Origin of the sequence: Paenibacillus sp. FSL M7-1414 (assembly GCF_038003195.1) — a bacterium.
Lineage (GTDB): Bacteria > Bacillota > Bacilli > Paenibacillales > Paenibacillaceae > Paenibacillus > Paenibacillus amylolyticus.
The window spans coordinates 6,728,989-6,752,974 of the sequence record NZ_JBBOOS010000001.1 but is presented as its reverse complement, the minus strand read 5'-3'; the positions used below and the strand labels follow the sequence as shown (position 1 = coordinate 6,752,974).

Annotated in this window: 25 protein-coding genes; 16 read left to right on the top strand and 9 right to left on the bottom strand. The window is 46.3% G+C overall.

The window, feature by feature from the left end; translation table 11 throughout:
• Positions 1–82 precede the first annotated feature (82 nt).
• The 3 genes from MHH92_RS29475 to MHH92_RS29465 all read left to right on the top strand — a co-directional run bounded on the left by MHH92_RS29475 (position 83) and on the right by MHH92_RS29465 (position 2,588).
• Entirely contained in the window at positions 83–424 is a 342-nt protein-coding gene (locus MHH92_RS29475) for a zinc ribbon domain-containing protein YjdM (RefSeq protein WP_017691576.1), read from the top strand.
• Positions 425–572: 148 nt separating this feature from the next.
• Positions 573–1,385 carry a class I SAM-dependent methyltransferase gene (locus MHH92_RS29470; RefSeq protein ID WP_340907493.1) on the top strand — a complete coding sequence of 271 codons (813 nt, stop codon included), beginning with the start codon at positions 573–575 and terminating at the stop codon, positions 1,383–1,385.
• Positions 1,386–1,526: 141 nt separating this feature from the next.
• Positions 1,527–2,588 (top strand): LLM class flavin-dependent oxidoreductase, encoded by a 1,062-nt coding sequence (locus MHH92_RS29465; RefSeq protein ID WP_340907492.1) that lies wholly within the window; start codon positions 1,527–1,529, stop codon positions 2,586–2,588.
• A 132-nt stretch (positions 2,589–2,720) separates the two neighbouring features.
• Here the strand turns inward: MHH92_RS29465 and MHH92_RS29460 are convergent, their stop codons facing one another.
• Positions 2,721–3,380: a TetR/AcrR family transcriptional regulator gene (locus MHH92_RS29460; RefSeq protein ID WP_340907491.1), complete on the bottom strand. Its 660-nt coding sequence runs from the start codon at positions 3,378–3,380 to the stop codon at positions 2,721–2,723.
• A 249-nt stretch (positions 3,381–3,629) separates the two neighbouring features.
• Here MHH92_RS29460 and MHH92_RS29455 point away from each other — a divergent pair, with 249 nt between their 5' ends.
• Positions 3,630–4,445, top strand: coding sequence for an SDR family NAD(P)-dependent oxidoreductase (locus MHH92_RS29455; protein WP_253504277.1), 816 nt, complete (start codon positions 3,630–3,632; stop codon positions 4,443–4,445).
• Positions 4,446–4,467: 22 nt separating this feature from the next.
• Here the strand turns inward: MHH92_RS29455 and MHH92_RS29450 are convergent, their stop codons facing one another.
• Both MHH92_RS29450 and MHH92_RS29445 read right to left on the bottom strand, forming a co-directional pair.
• Positions 4,468–5,775 carry a VWA domain-containing protein gene (locus MHH92_RS29450; protein WP_127550249.1) on the bottom strand — a complete coding sequence of 436 codons (1,308 nt, stop codon included), beginning with the start codon at positions 5,773–5,775 and terminating at the stop codon, positions 4,468–4,470.
• 104 nt (positions 5,776–5,879) lie between these two features.
• Positions 5,880–6,344: a DUF4385 domain-containing protein gene (locus tag MHH92_RS29445; protein WP_047840920.1), complete on the bottom strand. Its 465-nt coding sequence runs from the start codon at positions 6,342–6,344 to the stop codon at positions 5,880–5,882.
• 96 nt (positions 6,345–6,440) lie between these two features.
• Here MHH92_RS29445 and MHH92_RS29440 point away from each other — a divergent pair, with 96 nt between their 5' ends.
• The 4 genes from MHH92_RS29440 to MHH92_RS29425 all read left to right on the top strand — a co-directional run bounded on the left by MHH92_RS29440 (position 6,441) and on the right by MHH92_RS29425 (position 9,900).
• On the top strand, positions 6,441–6,908 hold the full coding sequence (locus MHH92_RS29440) for a YfbM family protein (RefSeq protein WP_253504274.1): 468 nt from the start codon (positions 6,441–6,443) through the stop codon (positions 6,906–6,908).
• Between the two features lie 136 nt (positions 6,909–7,044).
• A complete protein-coding gene (locus MHH92_RS29435; RefSeq protein ID WP_017691584.1) occupies positions 7,045–7,173 on the top strand; it encodes a hypothetical protein in 129 nt (42 codons plus the stop codon).
• A gap of 208 nt (positions 7,174–7,381) precedes the next feature.
• Positions 7,382–8,890: a copper amine oxidase N-terminal domain-containing protein gene (locus MHH92_RS29430; RefSeq protein WP_340907489.1), complete on the top strand. Its 1,509-nt coding sequence runs from the start codon at positions 7,382–7,384 to the stop codon at positions 8,888–8,890.
• A gap of 224 nt (positions 8,891–9,114) precedes the next feature.
• Complete coding sequence (locus MHH92_RS29425; protein WP_076251972.1) at positions 9,115–9,900, top strand: glucose 1-dehydrogenase; 786 nt, start codon at positions 9,115–9,117, stop codon at positions 9,898–9,900.
• A gap of 131 nt (positions 9,901–10,031) precedes the next feature.
• Here the strand turns inward: MHH92_RS29425 and MHH92_RS29420 are convergent, their stop codons facing one another.
• The 3 genes from MHH92_RS29420 to pdxR are packed head-to-tail and all read right to left on the bottom strand — an operon-like array spanning position 10,032 to position 12,871.
• Positions 10,032–10,490, bottom strand: coding sequence for a GNAT family N-acetyltransferase (locus MHH92_RS29420; protein ID WP_235193849.1), 459 nt, complete (start codon positions 10,488–10,490; stop codon positions 10,032–10,034).
• Positions 10,487–11,407, bottom strand: coding sequence for a D-alanine--D-alanine ligase (locus tag MHH92_RS29415; RefSeq protein WP_340907487.1), 921 nt, complete (start codon positions 11,405–11,407; stop codon positions 10,487–10,489). The genes MHH92_RS29420 and MHH92_RS29415 overlap by 4 nt, the downstream gene beginning before the upstream one ends.
• A 12-nt stretch (positions 11,408–11,419) precedes the next feature.
• On the bottom strand, positions 11,420–12,871 hold the full coding sequence (gene pdxR, locus MHH92_RS29410) for a MocR-like pyridoxine biosynthesis transcription factor PdxR (RefSeq protein WP_340907486.1): 1,452 nt from the start codon (positions 12,869–12,871) through the stop codon (positions 11,420–11,422).
• Between the two features lie 672 nt (positions 12,872–13,543).
• Here pdxR and MHH92_RS29405 point away from each other — a divergent pair.
• Entirely contained in the window at positions 13,544–13,900 is a 357-nt protein-coding gene (locus MHH92_RS29405; RefSeq protein ID WP_036612270.1) for a nucleotide excision repair endonuclease, read from the top strand.
• A gap of 208 nt (positions 13,901–14,108) precedes the next feature.
• Complete coding sequence (locus MHH92_RS29400) at positions 14,109–14,855, top strand: Bax inhibitor-1/YccA family protein (RefSeq protein ID WP_036612268.1); 747 nt, start codon at positions 14,109–14,111, stop codon at positions 14,853–14,855.
• Between the two features lie 167 nt (positions 14,856–15,022).
• Here MHH92_RS29400 and MHH92_RS29395 read toward each other — a convergent pair whose 3' ends face one another.
• Both MHH92_RS29395 and MHH92_RS29390 read right to left on the bottom strand, forming a co-directional pair.
• Positions 15,023–15,709 carry a 4'-phosphopantetheinyl transferase family protein gene (locus tag MHH92_RS29395; protein ID WP_340907485.1) on the bottom strand — a complete coding sequence of 229 codons (687 nt, stop codon included), beginning with the start codon at positions 15,707–15,709 and terminating at the stop codon, positions 15,023–15,025.
• 160 nt (positions 15,710–15,869) lie between these two features.
• The gene (locus tag MHH92_RS29390) at positions 15,870–16,742 is read right to left on the bottom strand and encodes an arylamine N-acetyltransferase family protein (protein WP_340907484.1); all 873 of its coding nucleotides are present in this window, start codon (positions 16,740–16,742) and stop codon (positions 15,870–15,872) included.
• 290 nt (positions 16,743–17,032) lie between these two features.
• Between MHH92_RS29390 and greA the strand changes: the two genes are divergently transcribed.
• The 3 genes from greA to rlmN all read left to right on the top strand — a co-directional run bounded on the left by greA (position 17,033) and on the right by rlmN (position 20,420).
• The gene (greA, locus tag MHH92_RS29385) at positions 17,033–17,509 is read left to right on the top strand and encodes a transcription elongation factor GreA (protein ID WP_047840913.1); all 477 of its coding nucleotides are present in this window, start codon (positions 17,033–17,035) and stop codon (positions 17,507–17,509) included.
• A gap of 281 nt (positions 17,510–17,790) precedes the next feature.
• A complete protein-coding gene (locus MHH92_RS29380) occupies positions 17,791–19,146 on the top strand; it encodes a sodium-dependent transporter (RefSeq protein WP_340907481.1) in 1,356 nt (451 codons plus the stop codon).
• A 179-nt stretch (positions 19,147–19,325) separates the two neighbouring features.
• Positions 19,326–20,420, top strand: a complete 1,095-nt coding sequence (gene rlmN, locus MHH92_RS29375; RefSeq protein WP_339190626.1) for a 23S rRNA (adenine(2503)-C(2))-methyltransferase RlmN — start codon at positions 19,326–19,328, stop codon at positions 20,418–20,420.
• Positions 20,421–20,589: 169 nt separating this feature from the next.
• On the opposite strand, the gene MHH92_RS29370 is transcribed toward rlmN, so the two are convergent.
• Complete coding sequence (locus MHH92_RS29370; protein ID WP_340907480.1) at positions 20,590–21,030, bottom strand: GNAT family N-acetyltransferase; 441 nt, start codon at positions 21,028–21,030, stop codon at positions 20,590–20,592.
• A gap of 212 nt (positions 21,031–21,242) precedes the next feature.
• Between MHH92_RS29370 and MHH92_RS29365 the strand changes: the two genes are divergently transcribed.
• The 3 genes from MHH92_RS29365 to MHH92_RS29355 all read left to right on the top strand — a co-directional run bounded on the left by MHH92_RS29365 (position 21,243) and on the right by MHH92_RS29355 (position 23,882).
• On the top strand, positions 21,243–21,683 hold the full coding sequence (locus MHH92_RS29365; RefSeq protein WP_253509335.1) for a MarR family winged helix-turn-helix transcriptional regulator: 441 nt from the start codon (positions 21,243–21,245) through the stop codon (positions 21,681–21,683).
• A 101-nt stretch (positions 21,684–21,784) separates the two neighbouring features.
• Complete coding sequence (locus tag MHH92_RS29360) at positions 21,785–22,894, top strand: glycosyl hydrolase family 8 (protein ID WP_340907479.1); 1,110 nt, start codon at positions 21,785–21,787, stop codon at positions 22,892–22,894.
• Positions 22,895–23,006: 112 nt separating this feature from the next.
• A complete protein-coding gene (locus tag MHH92_RS29355) occupies positions 23,007–23,882 on the top strand; it encodes a diguanylate cyclase domain-containing protein (protein ID WP_036612242.1) in 876 nt (291 codons plus the stop codon).
• The last annotated feature ends 104 nt before the right edge of the window (positions 23,883–23,986 follow it).

Here is a 23,986-nt window from a genome sequence, read left to right as displayed (position 1 = left end):
AGTGACCAAGCGTATGGAATATGCCGTCGAAATCCCGTATACTTGCGGGAATGCCAATCGTAGAATGGAGAGTTTAATACATATGTCTAATTTGCCTAACTGCCCCAAATGTAATTCAGAGTACACGTACGAGGATGGTAACCTGTTGGTTTGCCCGGAGTGTGCGCATGAATGGTCTTTGGAAGCAGACAATGATAACGCAGAGGATGCAAAAGTAATCCGCGATGCCAACGGAAATGTGCTAAGTGATGGAGATACCGTTACCGTCATTAAAGATCTGAAGGTAAAAGGTAGCTCGCTTGTAGTTAAACAGGGCACGAAGGTGAAGAATATCCGCCTGATTGATGGGGATCATGATATTGATTGCAAGATCGACAGCTTGGGTGCAATGAAGTTGAAGTCTGAGTTTGTGAAAAAGATATAAGATCGAGAAACGTTCAGTTCCGCATTCAATGGGAATTGAACGTTTTTTGTTTGACAGGAAATATTTAGTAGATATATACTGGTTGGAATTTAATTTTTTTGAACATGGATGAGTAGTCTACATATAAGAAGAGGCAGGTGTCAGAGCGATGAAGAGAGATCATATTATTGAATATTATTCCGGGTTTGATGAGTGGGGCAGACTGGAGCGGGAACCAATTGAATTCATCATTAACATGCATTACATCAGGGAACATCTCCCCGCTACTGGTTGTATTCTGGATAATGGCGCAGGACCAGGAAAGTATGCCATTGAGCTTGCGAAGCTGGGGTACAAGGTCACTTTATCGGATCTGACACCTTCCTCCGTGGATACTGCGAGGCAAAAGGCTCAGGAGTTTGGTTTGACACAGCAATTCGATGGGTTCCATGTTCTCGATGCCACTTCGCTCTCCGGTATGGCTGACGAGACGTACGATGCGTCCCTCATGCTGGGGCCGCTATATCATCTGCAGACAGACGAAGAGCGCAAGGCTGCTGTACGGGAGTTGTACCGTGTGACCAAGCGAGGGGGCGTGGTGTTTGTAGCCTTACAAAGCCGAATGCGCATGAGTATCAATTCGTTACAATCTCCGCATCACTGGAAACCGAATGATAACATGGCAGCAATCCATTCTTTTGTGGAAAAGGGTATATTCAATCATCAGGATCAAGGACGATTTACGGGAGCATACTATTTTAATATTCAAGACGTTATGCCCTTCATGGAGCAACATGGATTTGAAACCGTTGATTTGATTGGTTCATCCAGCCTTAGAGCGATGCTTACGGACGAGCAGCAGCAATACTGGAAAGAGCGTGGCGAGTATGATGAACTCATGCAATATATGATTGAAGCTGCCAAAGACCCTTCCATATTGGGAATCTCGTCGCATCTGCTGTACATCGGGAGGAAGAAATAAACATAAATGTGCCCTCTGGAAACAGGGGGTACTTGTGTTTTTCATCAAAATAGTTCAATATTAAGATACATAACAAAAGGTGATCTACTTACAATAGGTAAGATGAACAACGGATCGCTTCATAACAGGGAGGAACAGACAATGGAAATCGGAATTAGTACATTTGTGGAGACGAATCCGGATGTAAAAACAGGAGAACTTATCAGTCATGCACAGCGTATTCGAGATGTTGTTGAAGAGATAGTTTTGGCAGATCAGGTGGGTCTGGATGTATATGGCGTGGGAGAACATCATCGTGTTGACTACGCCGCTTCATCACCAGCTGTCATTCTGGCGGCCGCAGCTTCACAGACCAAGAATATTCGCCTGACGAGTGCTGTAACGGTGCTGTCATCGCATGATCCGGTACGGGTCTATCAAGATTTTGCGACACTGGACGGCATTTCGAACGGGCGTGCAGAGATTATGGCAGGGCGGGGATCATTTATCGAATCGTTCCCACTGTTCGGCTATGATCTGAACGACTACGATGAGTTATTCGACGAGAAACTGGATTTGCTGCTCAAACTGCGTGATTCGGAAAAAGTAACTTGGGAAGGCAAACATCGCCCTTCCTTTAACAATCTGGGCATCTACCCGCGCCCGGTACAGAAAAAACTTCCGGTATGGATTGGCAGTGGTGGTAATCAGGAATCCGTTGTTCGTGCAGGACTGCTCGGTTTGCCACTGGTGCTTGCCATTATTGGTGGCCGTCCGGTGCAATTCGCACCACTGGTGGAGCTGTACAAGAAAGCAGCTGCACATGCAGGACATGATGCTTCCAAGCTGACCGTTGCTTCTCACTCTCACGGCTTCATTGCCGATACAACAGACGAAGCCGTGGAGAAATTCTTCCCGCCAGCGCAAGCGGTCATGAACATACTGGGCCGTGAACGTGGATGGGGACACTACAGCCGTGCAACATTTGATGCAGCGCGTAGCCTAGAGGGTGCTTTGTACGTAGGTGATGTGGAGACGGTAGCTCAGAAAATTATTTACCTGCGCAAAGAAGTCGGTATTACACGCTTCATGTTGCACACCCCCCTCGGCACAATGCCGCACAACGAGGTTATGAGAGCAATCGAGCTACTTGGTAAAGAAGTCGCTCCAATCGTGCGCAAAGAAATTGCACGTTGGGAAGCTGAGAACGAAGAGGCACGTTAATCGACTGAAACCGTTACGGAACTAGATAGAGTCAACCAAATAAAGGAGCAAACTCTAGGCGTATTACGCCAATGGGTCTGCTCCTTTTTCGTTTATCTTCTAAAAGTATCTAAAACAGCACAGGTTTAATGCTTATCCATTCGCAGATGTACTCACAAGGGAGTGTATAACCATGGATAACGTATGATCATAGAGGGTTTTGGCAGCTTCTTCGCTCTCAATATGGCCTCCCAAATACAGATGAATAACACCGTGTAAGGGAGCCCAGATCATCCGAACTGCAAGCATGGGATCTTGTACCTGAAGCATTCCCTGTTCAATGGCTACCTCCACTAAGGCAGACACTTGCTTAAGTGCAGTCGCTGTTCCCTGTAAGGTTTCTCCATCTGGTTTGAATTCGGAAAAAGATCCTCCAAACATCAGCTGATAGAAGCTGGATTGAGAAATGCCGAAGTCCCAGTAGACGTAGGCCAGATCACGGAAATACTGTTCGAACGATGCCTGCCGGGGTGTAGTTTCAAATCGCTGGGCCATGAGGGAGCATCCCTCTAAATACAGATGTTTGGCTAACCCTTCTTTTTTGCCGAAGAGGTTATATATGATTTTGGTGGAGCACTCCATGCGTTCAGCTACACGGCGTACTGTGACGGCTTCCGGTCCATGCTCTTGCAGTAAAGCAGCAGCAGCATGCACAATATTTTGCCGCAGATTATCCGAGTGCTGCAGTCTGGCTTCCTGAAAGGTTGTTACCGTATGTGCAGATTCCGTGGAACCCGAATTAAGATCCTTCATTGATTTCATCCTCGTAACCGTATTGTTGTTGAACAGAAACTACGTTTCCTTTTCTTAAGGTCATTCTACTGTTTTACGTTGGATAACGTCAATTTAATCCGAGTTTGGTAAGTGAGCAAAACGTTCTAGATCCAAATTTAACAAATGCATTTGACAGCGTCATGGATTTTGGTTACGATGATTCTATACAGAAACAGTGTTTCCTTATGAAAACAAGTGTTCAAATCATACACAGAGGATGGATGAGAGATGATAAAGGAACAGCGTCAATGGGTACTTATTACAGGTGCTTCTTCAGGTATTGGGGAAGTTTTTGCACTCGAAATGGCTTCCAAGGGTAAAAATATTGTACTGGTGGCCAGAACAGAGTCCAAACTGAATCAATTGGCAGAACGCATAGAACGTACATATCAAGTAAGGGCTGAGGTGATCGTATCGGATTTGTCTCAAGTCGATGCACCTCAGAGGATATATGAGGAATGTCAGAATCGGAGAATACACATCGATATGCTGATCAACAATGCGGGATTTGCTACCCATGGATGTTTTGAACAACTGGATGGTTCCCGGCAACAGGAGGAAATTATGTTGAACGTGCTCGCCTTGACAAACATGACGCATCTTTTCTTGCCAGGCATGTTACAGAAGAAAAATGGTGCTGTCATTAATGTCTCTTCGACGGCTGCCTTTCAACCTGATCCGTATATGGCTGTGTATGGAGCAACGAAGGCATTTGTACTTTCTTTTACAGAGGCATTATACGAAGAAAACAGGAAGCGTGGCGTTCAGTTTTTGGCACTATGCCCAGGTTCAACCGAGACTTCGTTCTTTGATGTAGTGGGTGCTGATGAAGCCTCGGTGGGTAAACGTGATACCCCTGAGCATGTCGTGGCGGTGGCCATGAGTGCACTCGAGTCAGGCAAACCTTATGCTGTGCCGGGGGCCGGTAATTACTGGACAGCGCAGTTCACCCGCCTCGTGCCACGCAAGTTGATGTTGCGAATCGTAGGAAGTATGCTCCGTCCACGTTCCAAGGATGGTAAAGCAGAAAAAGTACAAGCCTGATTAGGGGTATAGGGTAAAAGCTTTAGGCCAAAATGCCTTTGGCCCGAGCTTCCTTTATCCAACCTGGAAATTCAGTGAGGAGACGATCGTACAATTCTTCATCGCTGATCTTGGAGATATCGTCGAGAGCAAAAAAGTCAGCATTATCGATGAAACGTCCAGTCATGTCATCGAGTTTTTCAAGGATACCGTAATTGGCTTGTCCCAGGCCAACAAATTGCCAGAACAGGTTTTTGGTTGAACTTTCGGTAATAAGCCGCATGATTTTCCCTTTTTGACTGACTCCACCATCGCTAAAAAAGATAATATACGTTGGAATTTTCACATCGGGTTCCTCGATCGTATATTTGCGAATGACATCCTGCATCACAGGAGGTTCGTTATTGGTACCGCCTTTGCTTCCCAGCGTATATGTGCGTTCAATATAATTCTCGAAATCCCTGGCGGTGACGCTAGGTGCACGCAAGAAGTCTTTGGCGAAGAACCAGACGTCCAACTCACCGTTATCATCAAACGCTGATGCAATTGCCAGGATACGCTCGAAGGCTTCTTGCACGATGCCTTTGCGATACAGATGGTACATGGAGCCTGACGCATCAAATACGACAGCAACACGTGCCTGTATAGGTTCGATCTTTTTCTTTTGCAGAGACAGGGTTACTTTACGCTTGAGGAGATCGATCTTGGTCAGGTTAAGCGGCGGATGATTCGTATTTGGTGCGGCAACAGGTGCCAAGACTTCTGGAGAGGCCGCTGCTACTTCAGCTTGTGCCGTGAGAAGAACTTGTTCGGCTTCCGAGGTGTCGTTACTCTCAATTTCAACACCGAATGACTCTGCCAGCGGCTGCAATCCACCAAAGAAACCTCGTCCAATCGCACGAACTTTGAACCCGTCACGATACTTATAGATTTCAATGAGAATAAGTGCTGTTTCCGCAGTGACCTTTGTGATCTCATAGGTGATCTGCTGGGAACCAGCTTGTACAATCGCCTGACATGCCTGAACATCGGCGAAAGTACCTCCCGCATCCAGAGTAGCCGTAAACACACACTTTTCCACAGGGGCCTGCCGTAATTTATTCGTATCCAGTACAAAAGAGGATTTCAGTTCCTCTGCCTGTTGCAGAAGTACACTTTGATGGGGATCGGCCGTCTGATTATAAAATACAAAATAGTCGTCAGATGGGACTTTTCCCTCTTCATTCACCATAAAGCAGCTAACATCCAAGGGAGAAGGAGATGATGTACATTGAATGGTTACCTGAAGTTGGGTGGATTCGTTGATACTGATATTCTGGCCTGTGTTTAAGTGGATAAACGAATCTGTCATAATCGGATGCGCCTCTCTTCTCCAATATAATGGTTGAAAATGTACAGTAACAAGATCGATTCTGAGACAAATGTTTCCATAAGTCAATCTTTTCACCGTTGATCCTACGCTTCATCAGACTCGTACTTTTCCCGATGCTCCTTCTTCATTTTCACATAGTCTGGATCGGTCTTCGCAATCTCCCATTGTGCTTTGAATATAGCCGCGGCTTCTGCCTTCACCTTATCATTCTGATAGGGTAAGATTGAGCCATCCTCTTTTGAGTATTTGCGTCCTCCTTTGTGATTTGTATACCGTCTGGCCCGTGTATAACCCATCTGGAGAAATTTACGAGCCATATCCATACCGACGAAATCACCCTTTTTCTTATACTCCAAAAATAGCTCATAGATTTTCTCCGATGACTCCGTCGCAATCTCGGGTGTTTTGAATCGCCAGTGTGGCAGAATCTCGCCCTTGTATGGCTCAACCATGAGAACGCCCTGCTCTCCCCGGCCTACGGTGTACAGCTCAGGGTGTTTGCGCAGATCCAACTCATCATAATTGAGACTGTAATCAAATTTTTTCATGTATACACCCTCCTTGATAGGGATTACCCCGATTCTGAACCAACAAGCACGGTTAATGGGGAACAACAGAATCAATTACACAGGAGGGATAACGGTATGGGAATGTCCGGCAGATATCTTGTGGTAACAAAGGAGCTAGTTGAATCCATCAAGTCAGGTGAGGTCAGTGTGCATGATTGTGCAGTGGATCTGGATATCGATAAAACATGGCAGATGCTGCAGTTCACGCTGAACGGTAACCTGGTACAGGGGGAACCACCTCTCGGTTTTGTGGTACCTCTCGCAGGTGAGCAATACGTGGGAAACTATTCGGACATGGATTTGTTTTTGCTGAGTAACGAGCAGGTGCTGGAAGCCTACATGGCATTGGAGCAGCTCACACCGGAAGAATTAAAGCAGCGGTATAGTCTGGACCAGATGATCGCTGAAGGCGTCTATCCAGTCATGGAAGATTGGGATGCGGAAGAGACATTTCAGGAGATCGTTCAGACTGTGGATGATATCCAGGCCTTGTTTCAGGCCACGGCTGCAAGTGGGAACGGGATCATCTTTTATGTTTTCTAAGTGAGCACTAAAATTATGATGGGGATTCTATGGCCGACACTGAGGCAGGTTTGAACTACGCCTATTCGGGTTATTGATAGACACAAGGCTCAGGCCTTGATGACATGACAATCCGGTAGAAGAGAGGGAATGCGATATGACACAGGATCAGAACGAAGAGAACAAAGCGATTCAAGAGGACGAGCCGGATCAATTCGAGACTCCCGCAACTGCGGAAGATGAAGAAACGGATGAGAAACTCGCAGAAGATCAGGAGCAAGAATAACTCCCAGCATTGCACAATGAAGCAGGATGTTTTATCGAAACATACGATATGCTGAAATATAGATAGACCAGAGGTCGGACATGCTCCGGCCTTTTGGTTTATTTTTTTGCGTATCCGTTTACAAGAATTACCTATACCTTCATAATGGAATTGAACCATATTTTTCTAAGGAGGAGTTCATATTACGAATCGGAAGTTAGTCCAATGGATGGCAGTGCCACTAGTACTTTTAATGGTTGTTCTTACAGGATGTCAGGCTGTGGGTGGAGTAGACGTTGGCAAAGCAATGGCCAATGGCGCGAGTATCAAGTCCGGTGAATCCAGACAATCCATGAATATAAACATAGAACCGGCTAAGGAATTTGCTACAGAAAAAGACCTTGAAATGATCGAACTTATTAACTCCATATCCCTGGATATTGATCAAGCCAAAATGAAAGATGCGAAGACAGCATCGATCAAAGGTACACTGAGCATGGAGGGAACGAAGTTACCTTTCCACGTGTCCATGAATGAGTCCCAATTGGTCATTGATCTGGACGGAGCCCAGAAACCGCTGTACATGTCTCTGGATACGTTCCAGGATGCACAGGCGCTTCCAATGGTAGATACGAAGGCTCTGGAGAAACAACTCGAGGAAATTTCCCCGAAACTGTTCTCTTTTGTCCTGAAGCATCTGTCCAATCCGAAGAACATCTCCGTAACACCGGTACAGGAATCCGTGAATGGTGAAGCACTTAGCCTCTCCAAGCTGCATCTGGAAGTTAGTGGTGAAGAGATGCTTGCCATGGTTAAACCATTCCTGACGAGTATTTCGAAGGATGAGCAAGGACTGAAAGATCTGATTGGCGATCTGTACGATGTGTTCTACCCTGTACTGGAAGCAGTGAATGAGGTAGAAGGTGGGGGAGACGACACGCTGAATTCGATCGTTCCTGAATCGAAAGATGAAGCCGTTGCGTCTCTGTATGCCATCATCAAAGTAGGACTGGACAGTATGCTGGTCAATTATGATCAGGAGCTGAACAACCTGTTGAATGAGACCCCTGAATTCAAAACGGTCTTTGGCACAGAAACCAAACTGAAATTGGACTTCTATCTCGACAGCAAACTGGATATTCGCAAGCAAAACTTTGAACTGAAAGTAGCGCTGCCTGCTTCTGAGGATCTGCCGGTAAAATCTGTAACCGTAAGTGGAGACAGTGAACAGTGGAATATCGGTGGCACAGTTGCAGTTGATGAAGTGGATGTATCGGGTGGCGTTATGGATCTGATGAAGGATGATATTACGCCTGGACAGATGCTGCGCAATTTTGATTCCAATTCACTCGCATACCAATTGCTGAAAGATGAGGCTGGGATCACGAGTAAAAGTGTAGTGCTCTTCCCGGATGATGAATACGCTGGGGCGATCACTGTGAAGAACACAACATTTGTACCGCTTCGCTACGTGTCTGAAGAATTGGATGCTGAAGTGAAATGGACCAAAGGCTCGAACCAAATCGTTGTCATTGACGACATCACTGGTGATGAGATTGTCCTGACCGTAGGTTCCAAGAAGGCAACCGTTGCTGGTAAAGAAGTGACTATGGTGGAATCCGCCTATGTAGGCAAGGACGGCAAGACGTATGTGCCGCTGCGCTTTGTGGCTGAATCCCTTGGAGCTACTGTAGATAAGGAACAAGAAACAGGCTGGATCTACATTGACCGTCCTTAATTTCTTATGACTTAAAATAATGAAATGCATGGGGAGTGCCTCTAGTAGAGGTGCTCCTCTTTGTCATTTCGTACCAGGTCAGAGGAATGGCAGGGCCCATACGGAAGAATACTAATCCGGTTGAGATGATGGTTGTAACAGATCCCCGTTAGATTAGAGCAAATGAAGAAATGGGTATTTACGTATGGAGGATGTCAAAAACAGCAAAGGGAGGTCTATGGATTATGACTGAACGATTTGCGGGTAAAGTGGTACTGATTACAGGCGGTGGCTCCGGTCTTGGACGATCAGCTGCTGTGGAAGTTGCACGTGAAGGGGCGAAGCTTGCCCTAGTGGATGTGAACATGAAGGCGCTGGAAGAGACCAAGCGTGTGATCTCGGAAGAGGTACAGCATGCCGAGTTTCTGTTAATTGAAGGTGACGTATCGGACGAAGAAGCTGTGAAGAAGTATGTTAGTGATACGGTCAATGAATTTGGGCGTATCGATGCATTTTTCAACAATGCAGGCATTGAAGGCAAGCAAAACCTGATCGAGAACTACGAGACGGAGATGTTCAATAAAGTTATCGATATCAATCTGAAGGGTGTATTTTTTGGGTTGAAGCACGTTCTACCTGTGATGAAAAAACAGGGAGAAGGCTACATCGTGAACGCGTCCTCTGTTGGAGGGATTCGCGCCGTGCCAAACCTGGTTGCCTACGGAGCGAGCAAACATGCCGTAGCCGGCATGACCAAAGATGCAGCGATTGAATACGCCGAGCATGGGATCAGCGTTAATGCAATTGCACCCGGAGCCATTCTGACAGATATGGTTATCGGCTCGTTCAAACAGATCAATCCGAATGACTGGGAGTCAGCATCCAAAGAGTTCGTGAAGGACAACCCGGCGAAGCGCTTGGGTGAACCGAAGGAAGTAGGGCGTCTCGTTGCCTTCCTGCTGTCCGGTGAAGCACCGTTTATCAATGGAGCCATTATTCCGATTGATGGTGCGCAGTCAGCCAAATATTGATCCCATAATCATCAACAGCACATCAATGCGACATAGATATATACTGAAGAACGCCCTTTTTCGCCAATGTGCGGATTGGGGCGTTCTTTTTTTGGTTTGATATTCAAGGGGCGTATCCCGTATCCGGCAGGTTAAGTGTGCTGTAGAATCTGCGGCTTTTTGCTAAAGCCGGTACTCCCGGCTGTAAAGCCCATCTGGCGATAGAATTCATGTGCAGCTTCACGTTCTGGGCGATTGCCACTGTTCAGAGACAAGGAATCCACGTTATGCGTGGCTGCCCATTGTTCGGCTTCAAGAATGAGCTGACGGCCGATGCCTGAGCCCCTGAACTGGTCGTGTACAACCAATGCCAAGATGCGGCAGTGTCTTCCGTTTTTTTCATACATATAAGAAGTCTGTAATCCGATCAGTCCAACTACGCGGCCTCGTGCTTCAGCAACCAGTGTAGTAAAGTTTGCGTCCGCAGAGATATGGGTATAGCGCTCTTCCATCTCGGCGTACGTGGTGGGATAACCAAGTTGGTCCATCAGAATGACCATATCTTGCAGATCGGTAGTGGAGCTATGTCTAATCGTTACATCCAGGCTCATAATGTTGTATCCTCCTTGGGTCTTTCCTTCAACGAAAGTTCAATAATGGTATCCAGCAGCTCTGCAAAAGAAATGCCTGCAGCAGCTGCACTTTTGGGCAGCAGACTGTTACGGGTAAGACCCGGCAGCGTGTTCACTTCAAGCACATACGGCATGCCCTCCCGAATCATCATATCCACGCGAGCGTAGACGCTACATTTGAGCACCTGATAACAGGCCAAGGCCGCAGCTTCGACGCGATGGTGAAGGTCCATAGGTAATTGCACAACCTTCTCATCGGCCCCGTGGTCATCATATTTGGAGGCATAATCGAAAAACTCGGCGCTCGAACGAATGGAGATCACCGGCAGCATCTTACCATCCAGAATGGCACAGGTAATCTCCTCACCTTCGATATACTGTTCAATCATGACCGTATCATCCCAGGCGAGGGCAGCCTCTACAGCAGTTGGCAGGGCGGAAGCTTCCTTCACCACTTGGGTACCGATGCTGGAACCGCCTGAATTGGGTTTGACCACCACGGGGTACGTTAATTGTTGAACAGCAATAGAGGACAGTTCCTCCATATGGCTCACTCGCAGCCATTCTCCAGTAAGTACACCTGCATGCTGCATGAGCTGTTTGGACATGTCTTTATCCATACATACACTACTTGCCAGCACACCACAGCCTGTGTAGGGAATACCCAGAGATTCTAATGTGCCTTGGACCGTACCGTCTTCGCCGTATTTTCCATGCAGGGCAAGCAGTGCCACATCGATCCCCGCTGACTTGTCGATTAGATCGCGCTTGGTATTCAGCTCGATGGGTACAACCTCGTATTTGTCTTTATTCAGGTTTGCAATCATCTCCTGTCCGGTGAGCAGGGAAATATCCCGCTCTGAAGATGTACCGCCCATAATCACGCCAACTTTCATGTGAAATCCTCCTTATCTCATTTGAGCTGCTGTCTCGCCAATGATGCGAATGCCTTTACGTATATTCTCATCGCTGACTCTGGAGAAACCCAGACGCATCGTGTTTACACCCTGACCGGGTTCCAGATAAAAGGTATCCCCAGGTGTGAACGTTACACCTTTCACTTTACAGGCTTCCAGCAGTTCACGGGTTCTGTATTCGGACGGGAACTGCACGAACAGATGCAGACCACCCGCACCGGAAATCCGGCACATTGGCAGATGCTGCTTCAGGCAACGCACAACCAATTCATATTTTCGCTTATACTCCGTGCGAGCACGCTTCAAATATTTCTCGAAATTACCGTTGCTCAGATATTGATACAATAATGATTGGTCCAGCGTGGAGGTATGGATGCTGCGTGCCCGTTTCATACTCTCCAGATAATCAATCAGCGCCGCATCCGCAATAATCCAACCAACTCGTAGGCCTGGAAACAGGACTTTGGAGAAGCTGCCCAGATACACCAGTCCATTGCCTTTGCCCATGCTGGCGATCAGGGGAGAGACATGCGAACCGGAATATCGCAATTCTTCGTTAAAACCGTCTTCAATGATCGGTACCTGATACTTGTTCATCAACCGGATGATCTCTACCCGTTTCGCAGGGGACGTCACAATCCCGGTTGGATTGTGATAAGATGGCACGAGATATGCCAGATCATATGGACTTGCCTCAAGTTCATGTTCCAGTTGCTTCAAGTCCAGGCCATCCGGCTCCATGTTCACACCGGTCAGTTGAAACTGGTGCAATTTTAGATTTTTAATCGCCGTGTGGTGCGTTGGATTCTCGCATAGCGCTTTTCCGCTTTTTTTGCGCAACGCTCCAAGCACCAGGTCGAAACCTTCCGTGAATCCGTTGGTGATCAGAATGTCCTTGCCACGGAGGTCAACACCTTTGTTCTCCATATAACGTAGTAAATAGTTCATCAGCGGTCTGTATCCTTGCGCATATCCGTAATTCAGCAGTACTTCGCCCTCAAGTGACATGCGATCCAGAAAAGCCCGTTTCACGTTGTGCAGATCAAACAGCTTTTCATCCGGTGCTATGCTGGTAAACGATATCTCACCGCGCTCTGCTCCGGAGCCATGCTTCATCAGATCGTACTGCTCTGCCTGAATTGCATACTCGCTTACCTCTGTCGTCCAGTCCAGTTCCCAGCTCGCCGCTGCCTCAGGTGTTTTGATGGAGGCACTGACGTAATTGCCCTTGCCTTTGACTGCATAGATCAGACCTTCATCTTCAAGCTCGGCATAAGCGAGCAGGACCGTGCTGCGACTAACCTTCATGAGTGTACTGAGTTCACGGGTCGAGGGCAGCTTTTGTTTGGCTTGCAGGCCGCCTTTGAGCATCAATCGCTTCATATAATCTTTGACTTGTATATATACAGGGCGGTCCTCCGTCAGTTGCAGATCGGAATACATCCCATCACTCCCTCTACTGGTATCTTGCCATATTATAAACCCCGCAGAAAGAACCACGATACCTCTGTTTCCCTGAGCGTGTGGTTGGTTGTTCGCACAAACGCAAAAAAGCCCTGGCAGTATGCCGGGGCCTGGTGGTGAAACTTGATCCATTTTCTATAGTACTGCTGCTATAATTTCTACAGTTGTATTGCATGACTAGTCTCTCTAGGATCGATAGCTATCTGACCTTCTACGTGTGTCTATTAACTTCAGTACGACTATAATTGCAGGCTTTCTAGGTGATACATAAAACTACAGTGAATCATGAATCTAGGTCTTTCTAGGTTTGCTTGCTGCAAGGGTCGATTAGATGATGAATCCACAATCTATAAGCTAGGGTTCTTGCTAACTGTACTCTTGTCGTGATCACGTAACAGAATTCAGCATGAAAAAGATATTCAATCATAGGGTACAATAGACGGAGGTAGATATAAAGACGTATGTCTCAGTGCCCAATTTCTTCCTCATACCCCTATAGTACCACTTTGAATCAGGGAAGTTAACCTTTTTTTTGAAATATTTGTCGTAATAGCGAAAATTGCGTGAATTGTACTTCATATAGATTGAAATGGTGTCCCTTTATAATATGTGATAGGATGAAAACCTATAGATAATGAGGAAGTGAGCCTATTGATTAATATTACCGTGCCAACACCGGATGTAACCATCACAAAGCAGGCTGATCCACAGCTTAGCCACATTTATGGATTTACTGATTTTCACCTGATTACCCGGGAACTAGGCGGGATTTTCATGTTTTACAATGCCGCTGGAGAATTGTTATTTGTCGGGAAAGCACGAAAATTAAGACCCCGCATCAAAAAGCATTTTGAAGATACCGTATCACCAATCAAGAATCACCGCGAAGAAGTAACGAAGATTGAAGTATGCCTGGTTGAAGATCCAGTAGATCGTGAAATTTACGAGACGTATATCATCAACACGATGCGTGCGAAATACAATGTAGATAAAGTCTTGTACAAATAAGACGCTTAAAAAGCACATGAACATGCAATGTCTGGGACATATGTCCTAAGTGTTGCGCCAGTGGGTAAGGATGTAATCGAAGGATTGCATCCGATTCCTTCTGGTGCCATCCCGATCTTTTTGAGGGAGTAGCTTGTAGAATTTGAAACGTAGTAAACCCAAGCTTAGTATCATAGATATACCAAATACATATGAAGAGGTGATTGTGTTGATCGGTCGTAGCGGTAACCCTACACTTAAAGACAGCACGTTTGAAAACAGAGGATATGGAGAAGATCGGTATCAGAATTACATGACGATCAACGGCACGGTGAATAAAGCGTTTATTACGCTTGTGATCCTGCTGGGCAGTGCGTTTGCAACCTGGATGATGTTCTTTAACGGACAACAAGTGATGCCGCTTGCTTATGGCGGATTAATCGTTGGTTTCATTCTGGCACTTGTGATTTCGTTCAAACCTGTAGCGGCACCTTATCTCGTACCTGTCTATGCCGTGGCAGAAGGACTGTTCTTGGGAGCACTCTCTGCAACCTATGAGTCCCTGTATAACGGAATTACCTTGCAGGCGGCTCTGTTGACCATGGCTGTATTCATCGCTCTGCTGGTGGCATACAAAACCAGATTGATCAAAGCTACGGAGAACTTCAAGTTGGGCGTTGTTGCTGCAACTGGCGGCATCATGATCATGTATCTGTTGAGCTTTGTACTGGGTTTCTTCGGCATTTCAATTCCTTATCTGCATGATAACAGCTTGATCGGCATCGGTATTTCGGTCGTTATCGTCATTGTGGCTGCCCTCAATCTGGTCCTTGATTTCGACTTCATCGAGGGTGGTGCTGAACGTGGTGCGCCCAAGTATATGGAGTGGTACGGTGCATTTGGATTGATGGTGACGCTGGTATGGTTGTACATTGAGATCATCCGCCTGCTTGGCAAATTGCGGAGTCGGGACTAGTCCTATCCATACGTCAGAGACGTAAACGGAGTGTGAATATAAAGCCCAAAAAGCTAACGCGTGATACTCACGTCGTTAGCTTTTTTGATTAACATTAGCAGGATTATCTTAATGGCGGCCTCTTACAAAACTCAACTGATTCCAACTCGTTGAGGCCCAGCACCACTCTATACTAAATCCGGATACAGATCCTCTAAGGTTATGATTTCCGGCTTGCTCGGCAGCTCTCCCCCAGCCGAACAGGCTGCAAGCATATGTCCATCATCCAGTCGCTGACTGAGAAAGAGATATGTCCCGGCCTGTTTGCAATGCCAATCTTCCCGCTCATTGGGAAGGATGGCGAAGGAATCCAGTGGCATGGACAACCCCATACCCACTGCCTTGATATAACTTTCCTTCAGCGTCCATAGACGGTAGAAGGTTTCCAGCCGACGATCATCAGGCTCGGCGGCCAAGAACTGGCTTTCCTTAGGGGAGAAGAAACGCTCTGCAATCTGCATGTCAATTGGAGCTATTTTTTCCACATCCACGCCAAGTTCATCTGTACTGCCAGAGATCAGAGCAATCCAATCACCAGAATGGGAGACGTTGAATTGTACATCCGAATGGTGACTGAGCGAAGGTTTGCCGTAGGAATTACGGGTAAATGAAAGCTCAGCAGGTCTCAGTCCAGTTAACATGCTCAAAGTCACACGAGTCAATATCTCTCCCAGCACGGCGCGATACGCGTCAGCCTGACGCACAAAACGCGAAGCCTGAGCACGTCGCTCCGCAGAAACTTGCGATAGCAATTGGTTCCAGTTCGCCTCGGGCAATACTTCTGGAACTTGGAGTACACGAATAGTTATCATCATTAATCACCTGAGGACATATTCGGCGCAGTTCAGTAACTTTCCTTTATATGGAACGTCCCCTCAACTCTTACTCCCAAATCATCACTATACGGATGCCCCTAACAAGCAAGCCGGTTGTCTCGCTTTTTATGTTAAGGCCTCAGGTTCTGCATCTTCCTCTTCATGCTTCCTGTACTCGTTTCCATTCTGTATGCGCAGCCTGTATTCGATCCCACATATCTTGGCATTCCAGTTCGCTGTAATTCACCAAGGGTTCATGGAATATTTCAGTTAATACGTTACGCCACTCGGTATAATTCCGGATCTCCTTTTTCCGGATTCCTTCCATATCATGTGTTCGAAGCATACATCCACGTAGTTCATTACTGCGGATCTCATTCCGCTGACGAAGCAAAAATACGTTATGCCAAGGTGATTCGGCCGCCCGACTGTAGAATTCATGTTTGGGAATGAACGCCTCCAGGCTGGTAATTGCTTCAGGAGCATAGTCCACACCTTCACTTGGCCCATTCGGCTCGTACTCAAGCCGCCATCCCCCAGCCACAACAGATGATGGCATCAATTGGTACGTAAACGGAGCTGAACCATAGGTTCCATAACGGAGTGGCAGAGGTTCAAAGGGCATTCCGCCCAGACCTACATCTACAATCCAGCGCTCAACTGTCGGGTCAGCATCTGGCAGAAGCACAGATAGACCGAGATGGAATGAGTTCACACGGGGTTGTTCCCCATGAGGCTGTACTCCCCCGCGATGCCAATCAACCGTATAACCCAGCGAGCGGAGAAGAACACTAAATGCACCATTTAGATGAAAGCAGTAGCCGCTGCGTCCTTGTAATATAAGTTGAATTGAATCTTGAAGACTGATTCCCGCAGGACGACCTGCAAAAATATCGACCGTTTGCCAGGATAAATATTGCACATGTGCTCGCTGGAGTTCAAATAAGAATTCCAGTGTAGGTTCCTTTATATCATCTATGCCGATCCGTTTCAGATAGGCCTGTATTTCAGCTGTATTCAATAGTTCAGTCATTCAGATCACCTCACGTCATATAGTGGGCTGCAGCCCAAATTTTTATAAACTTCTGCTGCCCTGAGTTCATTGTAAAAGTGAACGGATGAAAACAACATCATCAGTTGAGAAGATTGTAACGGTACAATTATTGAACAAAGCCTTGAAATTCATCTCAAGAGATGGACATGGTTCTGATTTCATTGGAATACAATATATGGATGAGCTATTTCTTTTTCCGGGGTATGCTAACCCTTTGGAGTGGATATAGGTTAGAATATAGATAGATAGCAGGATTAGGAGATGGAAAAATGGCTAATGATGAAGTGATTTTGACACAGGAAGGCTTGGAAAAGCTGGAGGACGAACTGAAGGATTTGAAGACGGTGAAGCGTAAGGAATTGGCAGCTCGTCTGAAACTCGCGATCAGTTACGGTGACCTGAAGGAAAATAGTGAGTATCATTCAGCCAAAGATGATCAGGCCTTTATGGAGACCCGAATTTTGATCTTGGAGAAGATGCTGACAAAAGCAAGAGTCATTTCTTCAGACAATATAGACTCCAACAAAGTGAGCATTGGATCGACGGTGTTGCTTAATGACATTGAGTTCGCCGAGAAGATTGAATATAAAGTGGTTGGCCCTGCCGAGGCCGATGTTGCGAATAATAAAATTTCGTACGAGAGCCCGCTGGGCAAGGAGATAATGGGCAAAGAAGTGGGCAGCGTCATTCATGTCAATGCTCCGATGGGCGTTATCAAGTACGAGTTACTTCAAATTAAAGTGTAATTCAAAAAGAGAGGTGCTTCGCAGTCATCCAAATGGCTGAGGGGACCTCTTTTTGATTCTGTTGGGCTTTGAACGGTTGGGAATACGGATTTGTTGAAACTTTATACGGTTGGACTAACGGACTTTATCACATACTGTGTTTAAGGAACTTATGAGATGAAGATTTCCGTATGTTTTATATGTAAAAAAATAACATTTCGACAAATTTCGAATTTCGAATGACCTGACAAGGTCAGTAGTATATAATTACGGGAAAACTTTAAAGTGATGGAGTAGATACGATGAATTTTAGTAAGCCTAATCTAGATCAAGACAACGCTGGCAAAGGAGAACGTTTCTCCCAAGCTGGATTTATCCTGGCGGCCATTGGTAGTTCGGTTGGTCTGGGCAACATGTGGAAATTCCCGTACATTACGGGTGAGAACGGAGGAGCTGCGTTTTTCTTGCTCTTCATCGTCTGTTTGCTGTTGATTGGTTTGCCAGTTCTTCTCGCTGAACTTGCGATTGGTCGCAGTGGCAGAGGTAGTGCAGCTACGGCTTTTATCAAAGCAGGTGGACATAAAGGTTGGCTCGCAGCCGGTTTGCTGCAAGTACTGACTCCTTTTATCATCCTCTCTTTTTATGTCATTATTGCAGGCTGGACCCTGCAATATGCAATTACGTCATTCAGTGGAACATTGTTTAACAATCCGGATTATGCCGGACAGTTCGACTCCTTCATAGGCGGTTATATGCCGATCGTGTGGCAACTGGTCGCGGTCCTAATCACAGGCTGGATTGTTGCCAAAGGGGTATCTAACGGAATCGAGAAGTTTAACAAGGTACTGATTCCAGCAATGTTGGTACTGCTCATTATCCTGATGATTCGTGCAGTTACATTGCCGGGTGCAGGTGCTGGGGTATCCTTCTTCCTGAATCCGGACTTCTCGCAGCTTACAACGGAATCAGCACTGGTAGCGCTTGGACATGCCTTCTTCTCCCTGTCACTCGGGATGGGTATTCTTGTAACCTACGGTTCGTATGTCGATAAAAATCAATCGCTCGGTGCGGCAACCGTCGCCGTTGGTGCAGGTGACCTGATCTATGCATTCATTGCGGGTCTGATCATCTTCCCAACAACATTCTCGTTTGGTATTGCACCGGACCAAGGACCGTCACTGATCTTTGTGGCACTTCCGGCGGCCTTCTCGGCGATGCCACTTGGCTTCTTGTTTGGCGGACTGTTCTTCATCCTGCTGGCTATTGCGGCATTGACGTCAGCAGTATCCTTGCTGGAAGTTCCGGTGAAATATTTCATGGAACGTTTGTCCTGGAGCCGCAGTCGTGCGGTATGGGTTATCTCGCTAGCGGTCTTTATCGTGGGACTTCCTTCGGTATTGTCGCTCGGCTTGCAGCCTGAATGGACGATTGGATCGAAGAGTGTGTTCGACTGGATGGACTTTGTAGCATCCAACATCCTACTGCCTGTAGGTGGACTGCTTGTGACGATTTTTGCCGGATACTTCTGGAAAACGGCTGCGGAAGCTTCCGGCCTGCGTTCCGGATGGTTCCGGGTGTGGCTGTTCATGCTGCGTTACGTAGCTCCGATCCTGGTTCTGCTGGTTCTATTGCATACATCCGGCATCATTCACTTCTAATGGTGAAGACCCGATAGGGTGAAATATGGTATGTTGTGCAGATTTACCATGGATAAAACCTCTTGGAAGAAATGCAAAAGCCCTTGTTTTCCCTCGTCAATTTTGGGACAATACGGAGTAGAGGTTTTTTGGGTAGGACCGATAAGCCATATGCTTTTTTGCGAAAAGAGGATTATACAATGAACAAATCATCCATATATGGATTAACATTAGAGCAATTACGTTCCTGGCTACCGGAGCATGGGCAGAAAAAATCCCGTGCATCCCGGATCTGGGAATGGTTATATCAAGAGCGTGTTCACGATTTCCCTGCAATGACCGATGTCCGTCAGGAATGTCTGGACGTTCTCTCCGAGCATTTCACCATGAACTCGCTGAGCGAACATGTGAAGCAGGAATCGGCAGATGGTACCGTGAAGTTTCTGCTTCGGATGCAGGACGGCAACCTGATTGAGACGGTATTGATGCGGCAGAAATACGGACTTACCGTCTGTGTGACCACACAAGTGGGCTGTAATATTGGCTGTAGTTTCTGTGCGAGCGGTCTGATCAAGAAGAGCCGAGACCTGACCGCTGGAGAGATTGTGGAACAGATTATGCATGTGCAGCGACATCTGGATGCAGCGGGTCAAAACGAACGGGTAACCAACGTAGTTGTGATGGGGATTGGCGAACCATTCGACAACTTCCAGCACATGAGTGATTTCATCGAAGTTATCAAGGATCGCAAAGGATTGGCACTTGCCGCCAAACGGATAACTGTATCCACGAGCGGCCTTCCGGACAAAATCAAGGAATTTGCAGATAGCAGTCTGCAGGTTAACCTGGCGATCTCTCTGCATGCACCTAATAATGAACTGCGTACACACATCATGAAGATCAACCGGGCTTTCCCGATTGAGCAATTGATGGATGCGGTGGATTATTATCTGGCTAAAACCAACAAACGCATCATGTTTGAGTACATCCTGTTACGTGATGTTAATGATCAACGTGAGCATGCCGCGGAGCTCGCTGAACTGTTATCCAGTCGCAGAAGTATGGTCAGTGTGAACCTGATCCCATACAACCCGGTGGATGAGCACAGTCAGTATCAACGGAGTACAGAAGAGTCGATTCTCGGCTTCTATGATACGCTCAAAAAGAACAACATTAACTCCACTGTACGTATGGAACATGGTACGGATATCGATGCTGCTTGCGGACAGTTGCGCAGTAAACAAATGAAGAACAACGCTGTCGAATCCGAACCAGGCCGTCTGGCACTGGGATAAGATACAACGCGGAGCTGGCAAGTAAGTTAGGATACTTGGTTGTATAATTAGTGCCTGTACTTTGTACGTTCCACCTACCGTTGTTGAGTTCGCGAATGCGTTGCCTGAATGCAAAACGCCTCTGTATATCACTGAGAAGTGATAACGGAGGCGTTTTTTTGGAATGTCATTATTTCAGTTTTTTGGTCATCAGCAGATGGGGAATGCCATCTTCCATAAATACTTCCGACGCGGGTGCATATCCGAGACGTTCGTAGAACCCGGAAGCTTGTACCTGTGCGTGCAGCTTGGCTTTCTCAAGACCATCAGCAACAGCCATCTGCTCCAGTTTGTCGATCAGCACACGGCCCAGGCCGTGTTTGCGGTAATCAAGCATGACACAGATCCGTTCCAATTTGGCAACTTGTTCCACAATGCGCAGTCTGGAGGAGGCAGCAGGTACACCGTCTACGTAGAGCAGAATGTGGCGCGCCTCCGCGTCTAATGTATCATAAGCATCGAATTCGTCCGCTGCGGGTACGCCTTGTTCTTCGACGAAAATAGCAGTACGAATGGCGAAGCAGGCATCGAGCAATTCCTGATTAGTAACTTCAACAATCGTTGTATTCATGAATGTTTCTCCTTTGGACGATAGTAATCATATCCGGGCATGATAAACTGGTATATAGCATAATCATTGCAGCCGTTCGATGTGAGTATCATGGTTAAAATTTAATTCAATTTAACTGTAGTTATATCACTATTTATGTTGTGAATGCAACAATTTTATAAAAGGGCGTGAGCGCATTGACTGATAAAAAAGAAGTGTTGCGTGAAATTGGCATGATTGCCCGCTGTCTGGATTCGATCAGCAATGTCGAATTTCAACATCTGAACTTGTCCCGAGGCCAATATCTGTATCTTTATCGCATATGTGAGAATCCGGGCATTATTCCCAACCAGCTGGCTGAACTAATCAAAGTAGATCGAACGACAGCGGCCAGAGCGATTAGCAAACTCGAATCCGATGGATTTATTGTCAAACAGTCGGCAATAGACAATAAGAAGAACAAGTTGTTATATCCGACAGAAGCTGGTCTGAAAGCATGGGAATTCATTCGTAAAGAGGGCGAGCATTCCGACCAGGTGACGCTGGACGGCTTTACGGATGAAGAGATAGAGACCACGGTTAAGCTTCTCCGCCGAATGCGCCACAACATCGAGGTAGACTGGAAATTTGTCAAAAAGGGCGGACGGCGGTCCTACATGGATATCTCAGAATGAACAATACCTCTGTCCTTGACCCCTACATCCCAGACCCTAGCCGAACCGATCTCAAGGAGCAGAGTCATTATCTCACAATAGCAAAAGTACAGGAGGGAATCATGAAGAGAATGAACCGGAAAACAGTAACGTGGTTGGTCATATTGGTGTTCAGTATTGCAGCAGCGTTCATTATTTTCATGAAGGAGCGGTTCGTGATGAATGAATTATCCCCTACAGTATCCTTTGTCCAAGATCATATGACCAATCCCAATGGTTTACTTGCATCCTATTTGCAGGATGCCACATCCGAAAAAGCGGATATCGTAGCAGGCAGAGAGGTTTTATCTGAATCACTTGGTCTTTGGATGCAATATGCTGTAGCCAAGAACGATCAGGCGTTATTTGAGCAAAGCTATGAGCTGCTGACGACCTATTTCCTCATGCCGCAAAAATATATTGCCTGGAAGCTGGATGCTGAGGGAAAATCTCACGTGACCACCAACGCGCTCGGTGATGATTTCCGAATTGTCGGTGCCTTATTAAAGGCAGCAGATCAATGGCAACAGGGAAGAGAAGCCAAACTGGCAACGGCCTCGGATATTTCCCGTACACTGACGCAGTCGGTTCAGAATAAAGGATATTATGTTGATTTTCACGATTTTGGCAATGGTTACTCCGCGGATATGTTAAGCCTGGTTTATGTGGATCTACCGTCTCTCCAATTAATGGAGAAGCATGAAATGCTGGAGCCGGGCACATATGCCAAGTACGAATCCATGTTGAAGAGTATGCCGGATGACGGGATATTTTATCCAAAAACATTCAATGTGGGGACGAAAGAGTATACATATGATGACACAGTGAATCTGATTGATCAGCTGATCGTAGCGAACCATCTAACTGCGACCAGCCGCAAACCGGACAAGCTCATTGCTTTTTTGAAAAAAGAATTCAATACCCGTCATCAGCTGCCGGGACAATATAAGCGTAGTACTCGCACACCTGCGGTATCTTACCAATCTCCATCCGTATATGGACTCGCGATGCTGCTTGCGGTTCAGTCAGGTGATCCAAAATGGGCGAAACAGCTGTATAAGCATATGATCAGCATGCGTAGTCTGGACGCCAGTTATCCAGGCGGATATGTATTTAGTGGAAACACACATATGTTTGATAACCTGTTTCCTTTGCTTGGGGAGACTGAATTACAAAAGTTACTTAAAAAGTAATGAAAATGTCATTTAATATATTCAACAATGTGTTAACATGATGTTTGTCTATTCATGTCATATATTGTTTACTCGAAATATCACTAACCAATCTACTGGAGAGAAGAAACCTATGAGGAATAAAGCACCCATCCTTCGTATTGCATGGGGATATGCGAGTTTGATTGGATTAGCCGTAATCCAGCAGCTCGTTGTCTATCTTAAGATTTATATGAATCAGAGTTATACTACACTGGATGTGGTGTTTAGCATTGTGTCGCTTGGAGCGCTGATCCTGGGTTTTGTGATACCTGTCGGGGTATCTGTCGTCGCCGGATTTATCTATCTGGTCTCTTATTTTGTATGGCTTGTTACCTACGCGGATGTAAGTGTACTTACGTTCTCTTGGTGGCTGCTCATTCCAGCCAATGTGGCTGTGGCTGCTTTTATCAAGGCAAGTCTTGTGCGCAATGCGCGTGTCATGGAGCGTCTGCAGGAGCTTCAGGAGCGTAATCCGGAGATTGATCTGGATACCTCCCTGGGCAATAAGGATGCACTTGCGGATACGCTTGTTAAGCAAAGTAATCTAGCTAGACGTTATTCGGAGCAATATGGATTCAGCATGGCGATGTTCAAGATCGAGTTTTTGCCGTTGGTACTGGAATCACTCGGTTCCGTACGTTATGCACAGTTCCTTCTTGAACTATCCACTACCATACAGAAGCAGATTCGGTTTGAGGATTATAAATTTTTTGTGGATCGAGGACGCTTTGTGATTATCTGTCCAATGACCAATGTGGAGTACTTGCCCATCCTGACACAACGGATCAAAAAAGCCATGATGGATCTGCAAATCATCGATAAAAAGGGAAATGAGTTGCAGACGGTTATTCGATCGGGTGCACTGGTATTCCAGAAGGAACAATTCAGTAAGTATGAGGATATCGATGCTGTTATTGCGGCACTGGAACGGAACACAGAGACAGATCTCATTGGTGAATACATCTAGATGCTATGGGGGAGGAGTATTTCTGTGAATTATTTAACATGGTTTGTTCCATTATGTATTGTAGTTAGCAGTTTCTTTGCCATTACGATTCTTATATTAACCTT

Coding starts and splice junctions, on each gene's coding strand:
- MHH92_RS29475 (WP_017691576.1), top strand. CDS start 83: ATGTCTAATTTGCCTAACTGCCCCAAATGTAATTCAGAGTACACGTAC.
- MHH92_RS29470 (WP_340907493.1), top strand. CDS start 573: ATGAAGAGAGATCATATTATTGAATATTATTCCGGGTTTGATGAGTGG.
- MHH92_RS29465 (WP_340907492.1), top strand. CDS start 1,527: ATGGAAATCGGAATTAGTACATTTGTGGAGACGAATCCGGATGTAAAA.
- MHH92_RS29460 (WP_340907491.1), bottom strand. CDS start 3,380: ATGAAGGATCTTAATTCGGGTTCCACGGAATCTGCACATACGGTAACA.
- MHH92_RS29455 (WP_253504277.1), top strand. CDS start 3,630: ATGATAAAGGAACAGCGTCAATGGGTACTTATTACAGGTGCTTCTTCA.
- MHH92_RS29450 (WP_127550249.1), bottom strand. CDS start 5,775: ATGACAGATTCGTTTATCCACTTAAACACAGGCCAGAATATCAGTATC.
- MHH92_RS29445 (WP_047840920.1), bottom strand. CDS start 6,344: ATGAAAAAATTTGATTACAGTCTCAATTATGATGAGTTGGATCTGCGC.
- MHH92_RS29440 (WP_253504274.1), top strand. CDS start 6,441: ATGGGAATGTCCGGCAGATATCTTGTGGTAACAAAGGAGCTAGTTGAA.
- MHH92_RS29435 (WP_017691584.1), top strand. CDS start 7,045: ATGACACAGGATCAGAACGAAGAGAACAAAGCGATTCAAGAGGACGAG.
- MHH92_RS29430 (WP_340907489.1), top strand. CDS start 7,382: ATGGCAGTGCCACTAGTACTTTTAATGGTTGTTCTTACAGGATGTCAG.
- MHH92_RS29425 (WP_076251972.1), top strand. CDS start 9,115: ATGACTGAACGATTTGCGGGTAAAGTGGTACTGATTACAGGCGGTGGC.
- MHH92_RS29420 (WP_235193849.1), bottom strand. CDS start 10,490: ATGAGCCTGGATGTAACGATTAGACATAGCTCCACTACCGATCTGCAA.
- MHH92_RS29415 (WP_340907487.1), bottom strand. CDS start 11,407: ATGAAAGTTGGCGTGATTATGGGCGGTACATCTTCAGAGCGGGATATT.
- pdxR (WP_340907486.1), bottom strand. CDS start 12,871: ATGTATTCCGATCTGCAACTGACGGAGGACCGCCCTGTATATATACAA.
- MHH92_RS29395 (WP_340907485.1), bottom strand. CDS start 15,709: ATGATGATAACTATTCGTGTACTCCAAGTTCCAGAAGTATTGCCCGAG.
- MHH92_RS29390 (WP_340907484.1), bottom strand. CDS start 16,742: ATGACTGAACTATTGAATACAGCTGAAATACAGGCCTATCTGAAACGG.
- greA (WP_047840913.1), top strand. CDS start 17,033: ATGGCTAATGATGAAGTGATTTTGACACAGGAAGGCTTGGAAAAGCTG.
- MHH92_RS29380 (WP_340907481.1), top strand. CDS start 17,791: ATGAATTTTAGTAAGCCTAATCTAGATCAAGACAACGCTGGCAAAGGA.
- rlmN (WP_339190626.1), top strand. CDS start 19,326: ATGAACAAATCATCCATATATGGATTAACATTAGAGCAATTACGTTCC.
- MHH92_RS29370 (WP_340907480.1), bottom strand. CDS start 21,030: ATGAATACAACGATTGTTGAAGTTACTAATCAGGAATTGCTCGATGCC.
- MHH92_RS29365 (WP_253509335.1), top strand. CDS start 21,243: ATGATTGCCCGCTGTCTGGATTCGATCAGCAATGTCGAATTTCAACAT.
- MHH92_RS29360 (WP_340907479.1), top strand. CDS start 21,785: ATGAAGAGAATGAACCGGAAAACAGTAACGTGGTTGGTCATATTGGTG.
- MHH92_RS29355 (WP_036612242.1), top strand. CDS start 23,007: ATGAGGAATAAAGCACCCATCCTTCGTATTGCATGGGGATATGCGAGT.